Annotated in this window: 14 protein-coding genes and 4 pseudogenes; 8 read left to right on the top strand and 10 right to left on the bottom strand. The window is 33.3% G+C overall.

Translation table 11 applies throughout. The features are described from left to right. Nucleotides 1–199 precede the first annotated feature (199 nt). A complete protein-coding gene (locus tag D2K40_RS09855; protein WP_117155484.1) occupies nt 200–385 on the bottom strand; it encodes a hypothetical protein in 186 nt (61 codons plus the stop codon). 178 nt (nt 386–563) lie between these two features. Between D2K40_RS09855 and D2K40_RS16820 the strand changes: the two genes are divergently transcribed. Together D2K40_RS16820 and D2K40_RS16825 are read left to right on the top strand one after the other, a co-directional pair. Then, nucleotides 564–1,040: a site-specific integrase gene (locus D2K40_RS16820; RefSeq protein WP_373285567.1), complete on the top strand. Its 477-nt coding sequence runs from the start codon at nt 564–566 to the stop codon at nt 1,038–1,040. A 26-nt stretch (nt 1,041–1,066) separates the two neighbouring features. Further along, entirely contained in the window at nt 1,067–1,402 is a 336-nt protein-coding gene (locus D2K40_RS16825; protein ID WP_373285568.1) for a tyrosine-type recombinase/integrase, read from the top strand. Between the two features lie 165 nt (nt 1,403–1,567). Here D2K40_RS16825 and D2K40_RS09865 read toward each other — a convergent pair whose 3' ends face one another. Beyond that, a complete protein-coding gene (locus D2K40_RS09865) occupies nt 1,568–2,230 on the bottom strand; it encodes a recombinase family protein (RefSeq protein ID WP_117155486.1) in 663 nt (220 codons plus the stop codon). Nucleotides 2,231–3,043: 813 nt separating this feature from the next. Then, a pseudogene (locus D2K40_RS09870) lies at nt 3,044–4,045 on the bottom strand (IS4 family transposase); the annotation flags it as partial. A gap of 172 nt (nt 4,046–4,217) precedes the next feature. On the opposite strand from D2K40_RS09870, the gene istA reads away from it, so the two are divergent. Genes istA through D2K40_RS09890 form a run of 3 tightly spaced genes read left to right on the top strand, consistent with a single transcriptional unit; the run spans nt 4,218 to nt 6,711 of the window. Further along, nucleotides 4,218–5,759 (top strand): IS21 family transposase, encoded by a 1,542-nt coding sequence (istA, locus tag D2K40_RS09880; protein WP_117155490.1) that lies wholly within the window; start codon nt 4,218–4,220, stop codon nt 5,757–5,759. Further along, nucleotides 5,756–6,511 (top strand): IS21-like element helper ATPase IstB, encoded by a 756-nt coding sequence (istB, locus tag D2K40_RS09885; protein ID WP_117155492.1) that lies wholly within the window; start codon nt 5,756–5,758, stop codon nt 6,509–6,511. The genes istA and istB overlap by 4 nt, the downstream gene beginning before the upstream one ends. Further along, nucleotides 6,508–6,711 (top strand): hypothetical protein, encoded by a 204-nt coding sequence (locus tag D2K40_RS09890; RefSeq protein ID WP_117155494.1) that lies wholly within the window; start codon nt 6,508–6,510, stop codon nt 6,709–6,711. Before istB ends, D2K40_RS09890 begins: the two co-directional genes overlap by 4 nt. A 141-nt stretch (nt 6,712–6,852) precedes the next feature. On the opposite strand, the pseudogene D2K40_RS09895 reads toward D2K40_RS09890, so the two are convergent. Next, nucleotides 6,853–6,975 (bottom strand): annotated as a pseudogene (locus D2K40_RS09895) (DUF4372 domain-containing protein); the annotation flags it as partial. A 565-nt stretch (nt 6,976–7,540) separates the two neighbouring features. Between D2K40_RS09895 and D2K40_RS09900 the strand changes: the two are divergent. Together D2K40_RS09900 and D2K40_RS09905 are read left to right on the top strand one after the other, a co-directional pair. Beyond that, the gene (locus D2K40_RS09900; protein WP_117155496.1) at nt 7,541–7,723 is read left to right on the top strand and encodes a hypothetical protein; all 183 of its coding nucleotides are present in this window, start codon (nt 7,541–7,543) and stop codon (nt 7,721–7,723) included. A gap of 96 nt (nt 7,724–7,819) precedes the next feature. Then, nucleotides 7,820–8,584, top strand: a complete 765-nt coding sequence (locus tag D2K40_RS09905) for a hypothetical protein (RefSeq protein ID WP_117155498.1) — start codon at nt 7,820–7,822, stop codon at nt 8,582–8,584. A 460-nt stretch (nt 8,585–9,044) separates the two neighbouring features. On the opposite strand, the gene D2K40_RS16400 is transcribed toward D2K40_RS09905, so the two are convergent. From D2K40_RS16400 to D2K40_RS16720, 3 genes are read right to left on the bottom strand one after another with little or no spacing between them, the layout of a single operon-like run. Beyond that, a complete protein-coding gene (locus D2K40_RS16400) occupies nt 9,045–9,221 on the bottom strand; it encodes a hypothetical protein (RefSeq protein WP_162879188.1) in 177 nt (58 codons plus the stop codon). 12 nt (nt 9,222–9,233) lie between these two features. After that, nucleotides 9,234–9,410 (bottom strand): hypothetical protein, encoded by a 177-nt coding sequence (locus D2K40_RS16405; protein WP_162879189.1) that lies wholly within the window; start codon nt 9,408–9,410, stop codon nt 9,234–9,236. 54 nt (nt 9,411–9,464) lie between these two features. Beyond that, nucleotides 9,465–9,593: a hypothetical protein gene (locus D2K40_RS16720; RefSeq protein WP_268237323.1), complete on the bottom strand. Its 129-nt coding sequence runs from the start codon at nt 9,591–9,593 to the stop codon at nt 9,465–9,467. Between the two features lie 65 nt (nt 9,594–9,658). Here D2K40_RS16720 and D2K40_RS09910 point away from each other — a divergent pair. Continuing rightward, nucleotides 9,659–9,922, top strand: a pseudogene (locus D2K40_RS09910) (transposase domain-containing protein); the annotation flags it as partial. 614 nt (nt 9,923–10,536) lie between these two features. Here D2K40_RS09910 and D2K40_RS09915 read toward each other — a convergent pair. The 3 genes and pseudogenes from D2K40_RS09915 to D2K40_RS09925 form a co-directional block, all read right to left on the bottom strand. Continuing rightward, nucleotides 10,537–12,813, bottom strand: a complete 2,277-nt coding sequence (locus D2K40_RS09915; RefSeq protein ID WP_117155500.1) for a S8 family peptidase — start codon at nt 12,811–12,813, stop codon at nt 10,537–10,539. A gap of 32 nt (nt 12,814–12,845) precedes the next feature. Continuing rightward, nucleotides 12,846–14,000, bottom strand: a complete 1,155-nt coding sequence (locus D2K40_RS09920; RefSeq protein WP_117155502.1) for an AAA family ATPase — start codon at nt 13,998–14,000, stop codon at nt 12,846–12,848. 798 nt (nt 14,001–14,798) lie between these two features. After that, a pseudogene (locus tag D2K40_RS09925) lies at nt 14,799–15,086 on the bottom strand (recombinase family protein); the annotation flags it as partial. Nucleotides 15,087–15,223 lie beyond the last annotated feature (137 nt).

Here is a 15,223-nt window from a genome sequence, read left to right on the forward strand (position 1 = left end):
CAACCAAATAAAGCAATACTACTGATAAGAGAGCAATAAGAGATAAACTTATTAGCTTTTTCATCTATAATCCCTCCTCACTTATTATATTACTATTGAAAACTAAAATCTTGTTCCACTAACCTGCAATTTAACGCAATAAGGTCTATATTTCTTGTTCCAGAAAAGCTCTCCGTTAGTGAAAAATCATATTTCATTATTATTTTTTTCTATCATCTAACTTTCGAACAATTGTAATAACTTCAAGTATGGCTATCCAAGCAAGAATAGTTGCTCCGTGTTCACCAAGTGGCATAGAATAACTACTATTTCCTAACAAAACAAACGCTAATGCTGTGTACAGTAAAGCCTTGAATGAGTAAAGAATTTTATCTAAAGGTCTCATATTCTATCTCCTGTCATTTTTAATCATCCTGCCTCTTTAGTTTAAGATCAACATTTCACAAACTAACAGTTCCTTATACCAAAATTTTACCATAAATGAGAGTTTTATTGTTCTTATTCTTTAGAAATATGGAAATAATTTCTCTATGACATTTAAAATATTTTGGAGGAATCAAGCTATGCAATTAACTAAAGCTTGGGAAACATACAAAAATGAAAAACGGATTGAAGGATTTTCACCTCACACATTAAATGCTTACCGACTGCAAGCGAACCTCTTAGTCCGTCACTTTCAAGATATCAACCCTCAATTCATTTCGACTCAAGGAATTAAAGAATACTTAGCTTCATCCAGCGTAGCATTAAAACCATCAAGTATTGCTCACCGCGTTCGTTTTATTCGGTCATTTTTCCGTTGGTTACATGAAGAAGGACATATAACGGCTAATCCAGCTGCCAAGATTAAAGAACCAAAGGTCGGAAAACGAATCCCGAAATTCTTAACAGATAGGGAAATTGAACATTTGAGGGAAGGTTGCCATACCTCAATGGAGAAGGCTTTATTTGAATTTATGTTTTCAACGGGGTGTCGAATTGGAGAGATTGTTTCATTAGAAAGAATTGTATTAATTGGGGGAATTAATCAGCGATTGTAAGGGGGAAAGGGGATAAGGAGCGAGAAGTGTATTTTAATATCAGATGTGATATTTGGTTAAAACGTTACATTCAAGAGCGTACAGATCAAGACCGAGCTATATTTGTGACGGAGCGCATCCCTCACCGAATGAGCATTGCTCAGATGAGGTATGTCATTAAACGAATATCGCATCGAGCTGGTATAGATAAAACCATACACCCTCACCAATTGCGCCATAGTTATGCAACTCATTTACTGAATAACGGGGCTCCTCTTGATGTTATCCAGAGTTTACTTGGGCATGAAAAGAGTGAAACTACTCGTATTTATGCTCAGTTGAGTGGAAAATTGAGACAAGAATTTTATAGGAAATATTTTTAGTACTGAGTTGTAAACCAATAAGATTTGATTACAATTTAACATTTATGATTTCAAATTCAAATACTACGCTTTTTAAACTTAGAAATATAAAGTGGCAAAGAGTCTTGTCATCTACTTATACATCCTTTGTCACTTGGGGGGGGAATATGTAACAGGCGGTATATCTCAATGGCCGAAATCACCACCTATTAAACTCTCGTATTCACTTACCACTTTATAGAAGGTTGTTTTCTTCATACCAACGTTGTCCATAGTACGTGTAGCGGTCTGTTTACCACCTTTCCAACGTTTATACTGTTCGTTGAATAATTCTTTTTGGTTTAGTGTCAATGTGTAATATGTTAGCGTAGGATGCCCTAAACGTTTCCCTTTTCGTTTAGCAGCTGCAATCCCTTCTGCTTGTCTTTCACGTATATCCGTCCGTTCCTTCTCGGCAAAAGCAGACAACAACGTTAAAATTATATCGGATATAGCACGCTGTAGTACGTCCTCATTTTTGGTTACCCCTGCGGTTGCATGCGTGTTTAACATAGGTTCATGTACGAATTGTAAAGATATACCGTTATCTATGAAATATTTATATTCCGCCTTGATATCATTCATGTTACGGCTCATTCTTGTAATACTATCGAATATCACTGTATCACCTTCACGAAGTACTGCTTTTAACGCCTGATACTGTGGTCTATCAGTATTCTTACCACTTAATTTATCAGTAAATATATCACGTTCATGGACACCTAAGTCTTGCATAGTATTTACTTGCCTAGCTTCATTTTGTTCCTTTGATGAAACGCGAATGTATGCAAATGTTTTTCCAGTTGTCATATCGGTACCTCCGTAAGAGTTATCTTTATCTATAGTATAAACAAACGTCCGTAAAAGTTAAACAACTTTACGGACGTTTGTATTTATAATTTGCGCACTTTTACGAACGGAAAATTGCTAAGGTTTGCTGTGTTCGTATATGTATACTTTTATGAACAGCTTAACTTTAATTGCCTACTTTTTGTTTAATATTAAAGCTAAAAGCACCTTATAAATGACTTATTCAAAATGTACATTTTTGCTCATCTAAGCATGTACACTTCGCCAGTTATTATGCTTCCTATACAGGTGAATGCATAATTACAACTTGACACGGAGCCTCTACGGGCATGACTATTTAGCCGAAAAGCCAGCATTATCAAGGGCTGGCTAGCCAATCAAGGCTATCATGCCCGCCACTCCATGTAAAGTTGTAATATACATAGGAAATCAAAAATGTACATCTTTAAACGAGCGTTTTTGTACATTATTAAATTAGCATTTGTAACCTCAAACCGCAAAATATTTCAAAGTACTAAATGATAATAAAAATGTACTTATAATTCAAAATTATGGATAGACTTCATCAAATATTAAATCATGCCGCCCATATATTAACCATTGAAATAATTAAAAATATTGACCAAAAAACTTGTTGTAACAACATTTATTTTTATTACTTAACATCACTAGTGTTGCATTAATTTTTTCTGAGTTTTCAGTTTAATTTATTGTTCTGTTTAGAGCCAAAAAAGTAAATACCCTAATAAAGGTGGCTCCATCCATTTGATTTTAATTTACAATTATGCTAATGCAACGACGACAAAATGCGCATTAAGGGATCGTTTTCCCTTCAATCTTTCGAAGCCAGATTCTTGCCGGTTTCCATAAGGAAACCCTAAGATAACGGCTGATCTGTAAGGTTTTTCGTTTGCTTTTCGTCTCGATTTGAGCGAGAACGTGTAGGCAAAAAACAATTAATGCAAGGAATACTTGATTTTGGATTGCCCACTCGCTTTGTCCATAGAACTTCTTAATGTTGAGATGCTGCTTGATCCATTTAAAAAATAATTCAATGGTCCATCGTGATTTATACATCTCTGAAATTTCTTCGGCACTTAAATCAAAACGATTCGTAATCAAATGGAGTTCATTTCCCTTTGAATCCAATACCTTAATCAGGCGAAAGTAGTTTTCAGCACGATTTTGTGTAGTACCAATTAAGACCATTTGGTCTGTCAAAACAGCCGTATTTTCGGGAAGTTTAAAGTTGTAAACTTCCCGTATAACAGCGTTTTTCCGTAGTCTTGAAAGAAAAAAGTAGCCATCATCGGTCATTCGGTCAAAACGTTCATAATCTAAGTAACCACGGTCAAACACATACATGCATTCTTTATCGTCTACCATGATTTCAAGTTGGCCACGGTCATGTTCTTTTGCTGTTGTCATAACGGCTTTTTCTGGGTAATACCTACCTTTTTCCATAAAAACAAGACGCAGATGTAGCTTCACTCCTGCCTTTGTTTTGCGGAACTTTGCCCATTTATGATTCGTCAAATTGAGTGGCAATGTGCTTGAATCAATGATTTTTAATGGCATCACAAGTTTTGTATAGTGCGTTTTTGCATGAATTTGTCCGACTAAATCAAGAAATAGCTTTTGAAATAGATCGGGATTCATATTATTTAAACGGCGTGAAAGCTGAGAAATACTGATCGATTCTAATTTAATTCCTTTTTGAAGCTGGTCATCGAAGAGACAATCGCTAAGTGCATGAAGACTTTCAACTTCTTGTAGCTGTGCAAAAAGCAGTAACTTTAGAAACGACTCCGTCGTTGATTATTGCGGATAAATTAGGCCACTTATGCGGACTTTTGAGCCAGTCATTGCGGATAAATGAGCCACCGTTTGCGGAATGGAGAGCCAATAACACAATTAATAAAGTAACCTCTTGTATAATATAGTTGCATGCAAACAAGCATGACACTATTATACAGGAGGTTTTTTTATGGTTAATTGTCGTAAGATTCTAGAACTGTATTTTGAAGGAGTCAGTCAAAGAACAATTAGTTCTAGCACTGGACATTCAAGGAATACAGTATCTGATGTCGTTCATCGCTCCAAGAAACTTGGTGTGGACAGTTTAAACGATACCATGACCAATCCATGGCTAGAGGCGTTTCTCTTTCCAGAGAAACAAGCTATTGAGAAAGGTTACTTCCCGGTTGATTGGGAAAAAGTGCATAAAGAGTTGCAAAAAAAGAATGTAACCCTAACTTTATTACATCACGAGTATGCCACAGAAGCACGTGAGGGTGGAAAGATTCCCTATGCTTATCGAACATTTGCCGAGAAATATGGCAAGTATGCGAAGAAGTATAAATTGACAATGCCTATTCTAAGAAAACCTGGTGAAAGCATGGAAGTAGATTGGGCAGGTTCTACACTGGGAATTACTGATCGTTCAACAGGCGAAACGATTCCTGCGTACATTTTTATTGCAACCTTACCTTATAGCCAATTCAGCTATGTGGAAGCATTTTTAGATATGAAATCAGCTAATTGGCTTACCGCTCATATCCATGCATTAGAGTACTTCGGAGGTGTTCCTGAAACCTTGGTGCCTGATAATCTGAAAACAGGGGTTACGAAAGCAATTCGGAGTGAGCCAGTACTTAATGAAGCCTATCGTGAACTAGCAGACTATTATCGCAGTGTGATTGTTCCGAGCCGTGTTCGAAAGCCAAAGGATAAAGCAAGTGTTGAAGGAACGGTTGGATATATTTCACGGCAGATTATCGCTCCCTTAAGGAATTATCATTGTTTTCATATCGAAGATTTGAATCAACAAATATTTGAAAAGCTAGAAGAAATTAATACAATTGATTTTCAAAAACGCCCTGGTTCTCGTAAGAAGGTGTTTGAGGAAGAAGAGAAATCCTACCTTCAGCTGCTTCCTCAAACAAGGTATAAACTTACGGAATGGAAAACATCAAAAGTTCAACTGAACTACCACATCCAAGTTGAACGCATGTATTATTCTGTTCCGTATGATTACGTCCGTGAGTATGTCGATGTTCGACTAACAACGGATCTAATTGAAGTTTACTTTAAAGAAGCCCGAATTGCATCCCATAAACGATTAAACGGTGAGTTTAGTCAGTATTCGACGAATACTGATCATATGCCAGATAACCATCGGTTATACCTAGAACATAATCCTGAAAACAATCGTAAATGGGCAGAGACTATTGGACCTTCTACGGTGCAATTTGTTTCTTTTATTCTGGAAAAGAATGTGGAAAAGAAAGCATTAAATATTCTTAGCACTCTCAGGAATCTATCAACGAAGTATACAAAAAAAGAACTGGAAAAGGCAACGCAAATCTTACTTGAGATATCAACAAACCCTACAATTTCTGTGTTAAAGGGTGTGTTGGAGAGAAGCAAGAAGCGAAAACAAAAGACGGATACAAGTAATGATCAGATTAACGCTAATAACTATGGATTTGTGCGTGGAGCTAATTACTATGGGGGGAATAAAAAATGATGAACCAAGAAACAATGCGTAAATTAACCGAAATGAAAATGGGAGCAATGGCAGAATTATATCAGCAACAGGAGCAGAATAAAGAATATCGCAGCATGGATTTTGATGATCGCTTTAACCTCTTGGTAGATTATGAGTATGACCGACGTAAATCAAACAAACTTGAACGATTAATAAAACAGGCAACATTTAATGAGCCCACAGCCGCTATTGAAGATATAGAATATCATCCTGATCGCAATCTAGACAAGAAATTAATCCTAGAGTTGGCAACAGGAAACTATATTCAAAATCACCATAACATTATTTTAATGGGAGCATCAGGGAACGGGAAAACATGGATATCTAATGCTTTTGGAGTCCATGCCTGTCGGCAATTTTACAAAGTAAAGTATATTAGATTACCAGAATTACTTGATGAATTAGCTGTAGCAAAGTATGAAGCTGATGGTAGCTTTCGAAAGATCATTCAAAAATATAAGAAGATTGACTTATTAATACTTGATGAGTGGTTACTAACTGAGCTTTCAGAAGAACATGTGATTCACGTATTGGAAATTATAGAGGCAAGGCTAAAAAGAACATCGACTATTTTTTGTTCTCAATTTTCACCAGAGGGGTGGCATTCAAAGTTAGGACAGGCACAAATAGCAGATGCGATACTTGACCGAATCGTTCACGATTCATATAAGATTCTAGTAGATGGAGAAGTTTCGATGAGAGAACGTCATGGATTGGCGGGATCAAAATGATTCCTATTGAAGTTGAAAACCGAATAGCGAAGTATTTTCTTCATAGGTATTTACCTGAGGAGATCATGATAGCGATAGTTGATAAACTACTTCCAACTTGTGTATTTAGCATGGAGGAAGAAGATTTGAATTGTGATGAACTTGTCCTTTGGGCTATCGATATTATTGATCATCAATTAGAAGATAAAAGATTTAGATAAGAATATCAGCCATTGGAAAAGACATTATTATTCCGATGGCTGTTTATTTTAGTGCAGTGGCTCTTTCTCGCACTAAGTGGCTCTATTCTCCGCAAACGGTGGCTCAAAACTCCGCACAGCTGGCTCATTCTTTCCGCAATACTCAGTCGTTAATTTCTTCGTATAATAATCTAATTTCAATGTTTTCACTTGTTCATCAAATAAATTAATGTTTATCGGTGAAAACCATTGTCCAAATGAAGTTTTTCGTGTAATCTTGTCCATGAGATTGGTCCTTTTTTAGTGGATTTGGACGGGTTACCACCTGACTTATTCATTATAAAGGACTTTTTCTTTGCGCGAAATAACTTTATTGAATATTACGAATCTTTTCAATAATCAAATTAAATTAATGCAACACTAGTGACTTAACATGAAAAAATAAGATTTTAAAACTTGTCGGTCACTTTTCGGACACTAAAACATCCGTAAAATTCATTTATTTCAAAGTAAAGAAGGTGAAAGTAATGAGTAACATTGAAACCGATAAAATCATTAAAAAACTATAAGAGGATTTAGATATATACAAAAAAGTAACAGAAGACTATAAAAAACTCATGCAGGAGCAAATCAGTATATTAAACAATACTATTGAAAGATGCCTGCCAGTAATGAAATGGTACGTAAGAAATAGTGTTAATTAACTTTTTATCCTAATTTCGGGATAATGGATGATTTGAAGCTTACTTTTATATTCACAACTTGCGAAATGGAAATAATTTAGTAATAGAACATATATTATGCCTTAGAATTATGCTACACTTAATATAAATTTTATGGAGGGATAATCATGAAAGGTAATATACAAAGATCTATTATGTTTATTTTAGGAGGAGTCGTAGGGTTGGTTATAGTTAGCACCTTGAAAGACGAAAATTATCTAACTTGGAATACAATTTTATCAGTAGTTATAATTACCATAATAGGATGGTTTAGTGGTACAAAAATTAAAAACTTATTGAAAAAAGATTAATACCTTTTCATAAATATTACTTTTTTTAAATAAAATGTATGTTACGCTAGTAGATGTAATAAAAAATAGTTTAAATAATGAGAGGAGAGATTCAAATTGAGAAAAATTCAGAAACTTTTGGTAGGCATTTTAAGTTTAGCTATGGTGACATCACAATTCGCACCTTTTACCGTAGAGGCAGCATCTACTACTAAGTTAGATAACAAGGTAAACATTGTAAACAAGGGTGAAAATTCATGGGAGTACATTCAAGAAATTGATAGTGAAACATATAAGATTATTGAAGAATCCGACCCAAATACTGGTGAAGTGACTAGTTATGTCAAGAAAAAAAATGACAATGGCGAATTTGTCCTAGAAAAAACGCATTATACTAAGCCTATAGAAAATGGAATTGAAGTAGAGACAATAGAGAACGGCTCTAAGACTATAGAACAAATAAACACAGATTATAAGATTAAAAAATCAGAAAAGATAGATTTTGATAATAATTTAGTTACTTTTGATAATAATTTAGTTACTTTAGATAATGATGAACTAACCCCTTGGCTTTATTCTTACACAAGTTATAATGATATTAATTTTAGTGCTATTACAGTTGGTATTGTATCAGCTGCATTATCAAGCGCATTGGGCTTACCTTCAAAAGCAAGCTTCATTTTTAGCGCCGCTACAACAATTGCAAGTTCATTTATCCCTACTGTATATACTAAACAAGTAAGGTATGTTAAAAATATGAAAGGTACTACTATACTTGCTGGAATTATGGATTATAATTATATTTATGAATATAGTAATTTCACAGGATTAATTGAAGCAGGGACAGAAATAGATTGTGCGACAGGTTTTGTATGTAATTAATCATTTTTAATGAGAACCCTTTGTGAGAAGTTGAGAGTAGGTAAAGTGACTTCAAAGTAGATTACAATGCATTTAAACTAAACTGCGAAGTAAGAGTGCATATAGCTCTTACTTCGCAGTTTAGTTTAAACTCACTATTTTTAAGTTTTTACATTAGTTGAAAGTATAACCGCGTAGAACCACATTTTTTAGGATCTATCATATTAGTTCTTGTATATATCGCTTGGAAAATAAAGACAAAATTAGTAATAAGTTAATCTTTATTAAACTAGCATCACGAACTCAGATAGTTAACAATTTAGCCAACTTAAAGTTATATTATTAAATGAATTAAGAACCCTCATCGCAAAAGCGAGAGTTCAACACAATCGGAAAGGACTTTTTTTCTTCCCCACATCTGACCACATCTTTTTTATACCTGTTTCTACCTTAAACATCTTATACTGCTCTCTAATTGCTATTATATACCGTCAGTAAGGCGCTTTATATCCATCTCTCCTGTTAGAACTTTCCTAATAGCTTCTTTGTCCTCAGTAGTAGGTTTTAAACCTTCAATCTCCAATTGGTAATTTATTTCTTTCCAATGTTCTTCAAATTCTTTTGCTGTGATTGGTTTGCCTCTTTCCTCATTGATCACTCTCTCCCTTTCTTACAATTCCATTTCATTCTCTTTGTGTAATGATTTATCTTTCATCTTAGACTTACTTTTGCGCTTTATTTCATCTACATCTTTATCATTATTTTGTGCTTGATTACCTAAATCAACAAACAATTTAGCTACACCACCAATACTAGCCCCTGCTTGAACATAATCTTTATCATACAAATGAGAAATATCTTTTCCTTCTTTTGCAAGATCCTTTTCAACTGTTTTAAGATCTTAAGAAAGTTTACCTGTTGCTCTTTCGTCAAGGTGCAATTCAAGTAATTTTGCTTTTAATTTAGTTGGTATGCGTTCAATTAGTTCAGAAGGTTGATTTTGATACTTAAATGATAAGGTTTCATTCAATCTACCATCTAACTCGTATTTCTGATTTTCTTCCTTCTTCGCACGTTATTCATAAATTAAAATAACGTGCGGAAAGAGCAATTAAACCCTTTGTTTTAGGAAGAAAAAATTGGCTTTTCAGCAACACGGCGAAGGGTGCAAAAAGTAGCGCTCTTATTCATAGTGTCGTTGAAACATCTAAGGCGAATAACCTTAATCCCTTTGCATACTTAAAATATTTATTTGAAGAACTTCCGAATGTAGATCTGACAGATTCTACTGAAATCGAAAGGTATCTGCCTTGGTCAGACTATATACCAGAAAGTTGTCGCATACCAAGTAAGAAGTAAGCTAATCATAGCATGAGCCCAGATCTGAATGATAGGTGTGGGCTATTTGACGCTTACGTTTTAATAGGATATTTAATGTAACATCTTTACCTCCTTTTTACGCTTTTTAATGGGATTGCGTTAAATTAATGTTAAATTTATCGGTACGGATAAAACTAGAAGATAACAGAGATATTGTTTTAATATACTTTAAGTGGACAAAGAGAGAATCACTATAGATTGTCCTTAAGCTAAAAAAATTAAGCTAGATGAAAATAAACTAGTTTATTTATAAGTCTATAATCAATTATTGAATTTTACTCTCGTTAATTTTAACGCTTTGCAAACTTAAGTATTTAAAAGCCCAGAATCGTTGTTACACAACATTTCCAGGGCTTTTCTTTTATCTACTAGTGATGCAAAACAAGTCCTTTTTTCGGGACCTATTGGAACCATTCTAGGGTCAATATTAAAATGTGTTGCATGCGTAAATTGTAAAGTTATTTGTAGTTTTTTAAAAGGGGTAATTCACAGCCCTATTCAATCTACTATTATTTATGGTTCATCAATAATTATTTTTAAGAGAAAATATGTTAACTCTATCATCCAGTAAACTCTTTTTCCAGTTATTTATTCTAAAATTGTACCATATTTGAGAATCGTACTCCTACCTCGTTTGTGATCTCATTATATACATCAATTTCATCATAAGGATCTTCTACCGAAATTAATACTGCAAAGTCTTGTTCGTATCCTTCTGGAACTCCCCATCTATGAGACATTCTTAATTCTAGATTCCATAATCCACTTTGAATGTTACGTTCAAACATTTTCTCTAACCTTGTAACCGGATAAAATTTTTCTTTATAGGACTCTCCATCTAATGTTGAAGCTCCTAAAGGAATTTTACCTTCTTCTCCTTGATCATTGATCTTAAAGATATTTGAATTTATATGAACAAGTGAGTATCCACTCTGTTTTCGCCTATCTACCAATGGATCCCAAATTATAGTTGCTCTAAGCTTTAATTTTTTTCTGCCCCTTCGAACTCTGCCCGAATCCGTTAGTGCACTTGGAATCCAAAAAGGAATTCTGTAATAAGTCTGCTGTTCTAGAATGCCTTCATGAACGTAAGTAACTCTACTCTTTAATGACTCTATACACATATTAAAATTAGTAATCCCAAAACCCATATGTTCAAATTTATCCCTAGGATAATTATTTGCTTCATAAGGAATATTAGCAAAATGAATAAGCATCCCTTTCACTAAATTATTTGATATATCTGGGAATGCATCAAATAATTCAGCTGCATATGAAGATATTATAGGAGCTGCAAAACTTGTACCAGAATCATATACTAAGGAATTTCTCGGACCTCCCAACGCTGATGTTTGTATTTCATTATTATCTTCACCGTTCGCCATTATATTACCACCATCAGCAACTAAATCCGGTTTTCTAGTCCCACCAAATCCCGGACCCCTTCTTGAAAAGGGAGAAGGATGATTTATAGGTGTCAGGGCACCTTCACCATATTTTGTTACCACAGCTCCAACAGAAAGAGCGGTAAAAGCCTCACTGGGGGGAGTAATTCTAGTTGCATCATCATAAGAAAAATAGTTTGGATAACCATGAGCATTTAGATACCTATAGAGAAAATTACTTTTAATATTACCTGCTGATATTACAAACAACACCCCATATTTCTTTGACAGGAAATCAATTTCTGCAGCAATCCTACTTACTTGTACATCGCTTAATGCCGTTTCATCAGTATCCTTGTTTAAAAATCCTAACGATAAATTATAGACTTTTACTTCCCTGTGAAATTTCTGTACGGTTTTCCTTATAGCAATAATTAACTCAGTTTCAGTTAAAGATATTTCTGCACCGGTTCCATCCATACCATAAATACGAACATCTAAAACACGAACTTTTGGTGTTAACGTCCCAACTGTAACCTGCTCTTGTAATGTATCTCTATACACAGCCCTACTAGCCACGAATGTACCATGTCCTGTATCATAATCTTGTGCAACAACTTCATGTACATTATCAGTTATATATGGAGAGAGTAAGGCATTCTCCATATTAACACCTGAATCAAATATACATACAGTCGCTCCACCTTCTAAATTTTCAACTTTTATATTTTCAAGAAATGTTGTTTTGTCTTTCACTTGAGTCAATTTAATATTTGATATAGGTTCAATAAATCTGATAGATTGAAAATTTTCAGCTAAAAACTTGATATTTGAAGGCGAAATTTCTGTTTCTACTACAACTGACCCACTAGAATGAATATAGCTTGAAAAAACCTGACCTTTTTGGCCATTTACAAATTCTTGGACTTTTTCCACAAAACCTTTTTCCTGTATATCTCTTGGTAACGAACTAAATGACTCAATTATCACTTTTACTTTTTCATTATTTTCTTCATCTGTTAACATTTCTCTCAGCTTACTACTAATTTTATCTTTATAATTTATATTTCTATATTCCTCAATAAAAGAGAAATAACTTTTTCCTTTATGGTCTCTACTATTAGAATACTCAAGTATTCTATCCAACAATATTTCCATATCTTGTTTTTTTATCATACCGTATCCAACAGAGTCATTTATAACATCTAGAATTTCTACTCGAGAGTTATCTTTTAAGTTATTATACTTATCTTTTATTTTTTCATCTTCTGCCAAATGAATCTCAAAAAAGTACCTATCTTTTATTAGATCTTCGTCATAAACCTCAGTCTCTTGAATATTATTAAGATTGTTTATTAAGTACCTACCATGACTAGAGTAGTCATTTCTTCTATGAGTTGACCCACCTCCGTCAAAGTCAGTAGGTCTTTTGTTAATGATGTCCTCGTTAATCATAAAATGCGGTCTTTGTTTATTATCAGACATATAATCCCCTCCAAAAGTTTATAAAGAGTTTATTAAGACACTTTCATTTTTTTATGTAGTGTGGATTTAGGTATATTCAAGATTGAGCTTAAATAATGAAATGTATAGCTTTTACTTTGCCTTCTTAATTTCTTAGCTATTTCAATCTTTTCTTCAACACACATAGATGTCAAATCAATAAATTTAAGAGCTTCTTCGACAATTAAATACTGACATTTAATTTTTTTAGCACTTTCATTTAAAATCCATTTCCTAACGCCATTCTCAACAATTCTTTTAATAAATGCAGGGCTTAAACCATTCGTTATTTCAGCTATAAATTCAATCCAATCATTTTCAATAACTAAGTTTACGGACTTTACTAAGCTCTTAACTAGGCTATATCTTTCTTTAAGACCGGGATAAGTAAATTGAACATTGTTATCGAACCTTCTCCATAAAGCAGGATCTAACAAATGCTCATGATTCGTACAAGCAATAATTAATGAATTAGATCCGAAGTTATCAATTCCCTGCAATAGAGAAATAACAATTCTTTTTAATTCACCCAGTTCTTGTGAATCATCTCTTTTCTTTCCAATTGCATCAAGTTCATCTAATAATAAGACACATTTATTTCGATTTACGTAGTCAAAAATATCACTTATGTTTTCGCCAGTTTTCCCTAAGAAAGAAGAGATTAATTTTCCAAAATTAACATAAGCTACTTCTAACCCTAGTTCACTAGCTATCTTGTATGCACTAATGGTCTTTCCAGTTCCTGGTGGTCCATAAAATAAGATTTTGTTCTGTGGCAGCAAATTATACTTGGACAACTTTTCAACTTCATCCCATTGTTTAACAATACCTTCAAGTTCAAATAAGGTTTCCTGTTTTAATACTATTTCCTCTTTACAAACAGGCTTTTTGATGTCTATTAATCCTTCCAAACTTTCATTAAGTTTAACTTTACTATTAAACTTTAAAGTATCTAGCTCAAATATTGCAGATGATGTTTTTTGTGAATTAGTTTTCTCTTTAGGCGTTTCCTCAAGAGCATTTCTAATTTTTGCTGCTATTCTATAATTCCCTTTTTGCTCTTCATGTTTTATTAGTTCGATACAATCCTCAGCAAAAGCATCTCGGTCATTATTAACATGTGAATGAATCATATTCAAAATAAAATCATTTCTTGATAATTTATTCATATTCACAACCCTCCTTTTCAAAAGATAACGAAACAAAATAAAGCATTGTTAAACAAGTATTTATTAATGATAATATCTATATTTTATCATTAATTTCACTTTGTGAACAAAACAAATACAATTAATTATAAAAAATTATATTTATTAATACACTAGCTTAGAATTTATTAAAAGCTAATATTAAAGCTTCCTGAAAACACCTATATAAATTGATAACACGGATTGATAATTTTATAAATTCCTTTATAAGTTGTATTCCTTATAACGAATGTTTTAGGAACATTTTTATTTTTCTGCATTTTGTAGAGTTTTGGGATATTTCACTTCCATTAACTTTTTTATAATTCAAAGTAATATAACTATTGGATTGAAACATTTTATGGATGATGATGCTGTGCAAACGATAAAGTAGGTTATTCTCGTCTATCAACTAAAGGAGCAAAACTTAGATTTATAACTTGATGTGTTAAAATTAGTAATATAGAAACTGTAAGAAATAAACTCTCTCCTTTTAATTTTTGGGCACTAAAAAGCACAAGAACGGAAAAGACCCCCTCAAGGGAACTCTCTAGCCTTGGGGGGGCAGTTTTTCGTTATTTCTCTTAATTCTTTCACTTCATCTGGATCTAAACCTGTTTCATTAAACACTCATAATTTCACCTTCTTAGCACGAATTAGATTACTTATTGTTATTACTACAAAGGAGGTTTTACTACATTATTGATAATCAGTTCATACCTTTCTCATATTTAAACACAACCCTTAACGAATAAGTGTACTGGTTCAATAATTAAACTTCTAATTCCGAGATATCTTCTTTTTCGCACGGATTAACATACTTTTAGAAATTCCGGTCATATTCTCAACTCGTTTATACGAATTAGTTTCTAACAGTACAGTTTTAAAGCGTGGTTTATTTGTTCCTTACCATACTTATTTGGCCTACCTTCTCTAAAGTCATTACGTTGCTTAGCAATAGCTTTGCCTTCTTGAGTACGTTCCTACAATCATATCAACAAACTCAGCAAAAGCACTCATTATATTGAATATAAGCCTTCCAGTATGTGTATCCTCAACCAGCCCCAATTTTCTATATGTTTTAAAGCCCACTCTAAGGATTCATTCTTTATTTTCAGCAATTGTGCAGTAAATGACTGTTTTGTTAATTAATTTTCCTCAAGTTATGTAGGAGTTTATGGAAGTTTTTAATAAGATCCAAAAAA

The sequence above is a fragment of the Paraliobacillus quinghaiensis genome, from assembly GCF_003426025.1.
GTDB classification, from domain to species: Bacteria; Bacillota; Bacilli; order Bacillales; family Amphibacillaceae; genus Paraliobacillus_A; species Paraliobacillus_A quinghaiensis.

What these genes read in the sequence shown, in the direction of transcription:
- D2K40_RS09855 (WP_117155484.1), bottom strand. Translation starts at nt 385, where the DNA reads ATGAGACCTTTAGATAAAATTCTTTACTCATTCAAGGCTTTACTGTAC.
- D2K40_RS09865 (WP_117155486.1), bottom strand. Translation starts at nt 2,230, where the DNA reads ATGACAACTGGAAAAACATTTGCATACATTCGCGTTTCATCAAAGGAA.
- istB (WP_117155492.1), top strand. Translation starts at nt 5,756, where the DNA reads ATGATGAACCAAGAAACAATGCGTAAATTAACCGAAATGAAAATGGGA.
- D2K40_RS09915 (WP_117155500.1), bottom strand. Translation starts at nt 12,813, where the DNA reads ATGTCTGATAATAAACAAAGACCGCATTTTATGATTAACGAGGACATC.
- D2K40_RS16820 (WP_373285567.1), top strand. Translation starts at nt 564, where the DNA reads ATGCAATTAACTAAAGCTTGGGAAACATACAAAAATGAAAAACGGATT.
- D2K40_RS09900 (WP_117155496.1), top strand. Translation starts at nt 7,541, where the DNA reads ATGAAAGGTAATATACAAAGATCTATTATGTTTATTTTAGGAGGAGTC.
- D2K40_RS09890 (WP_117155494.1), top strand. Translation starts at nt 6,508, where the DNA reads ATGATTCCTATTGAAGTTGAAAACCGAATAGCGAAGTATTTTCTTCAT.
- istA (WP_117155490.1), top strand. Translation starts at nt 4,218, where the DNA reads ATGGTTAATTGTCGTAAGATTCTAGAACTGTATTTTGAAGGAGTCAGT.
- D2K40_RS09920 (WP_117155502.1), bottom strand. Translation starts at nt 14,000, where the DNA reads ATGAATAAATTATCAAGAAATGATTTTATTTTGAATATGATTCATTCA.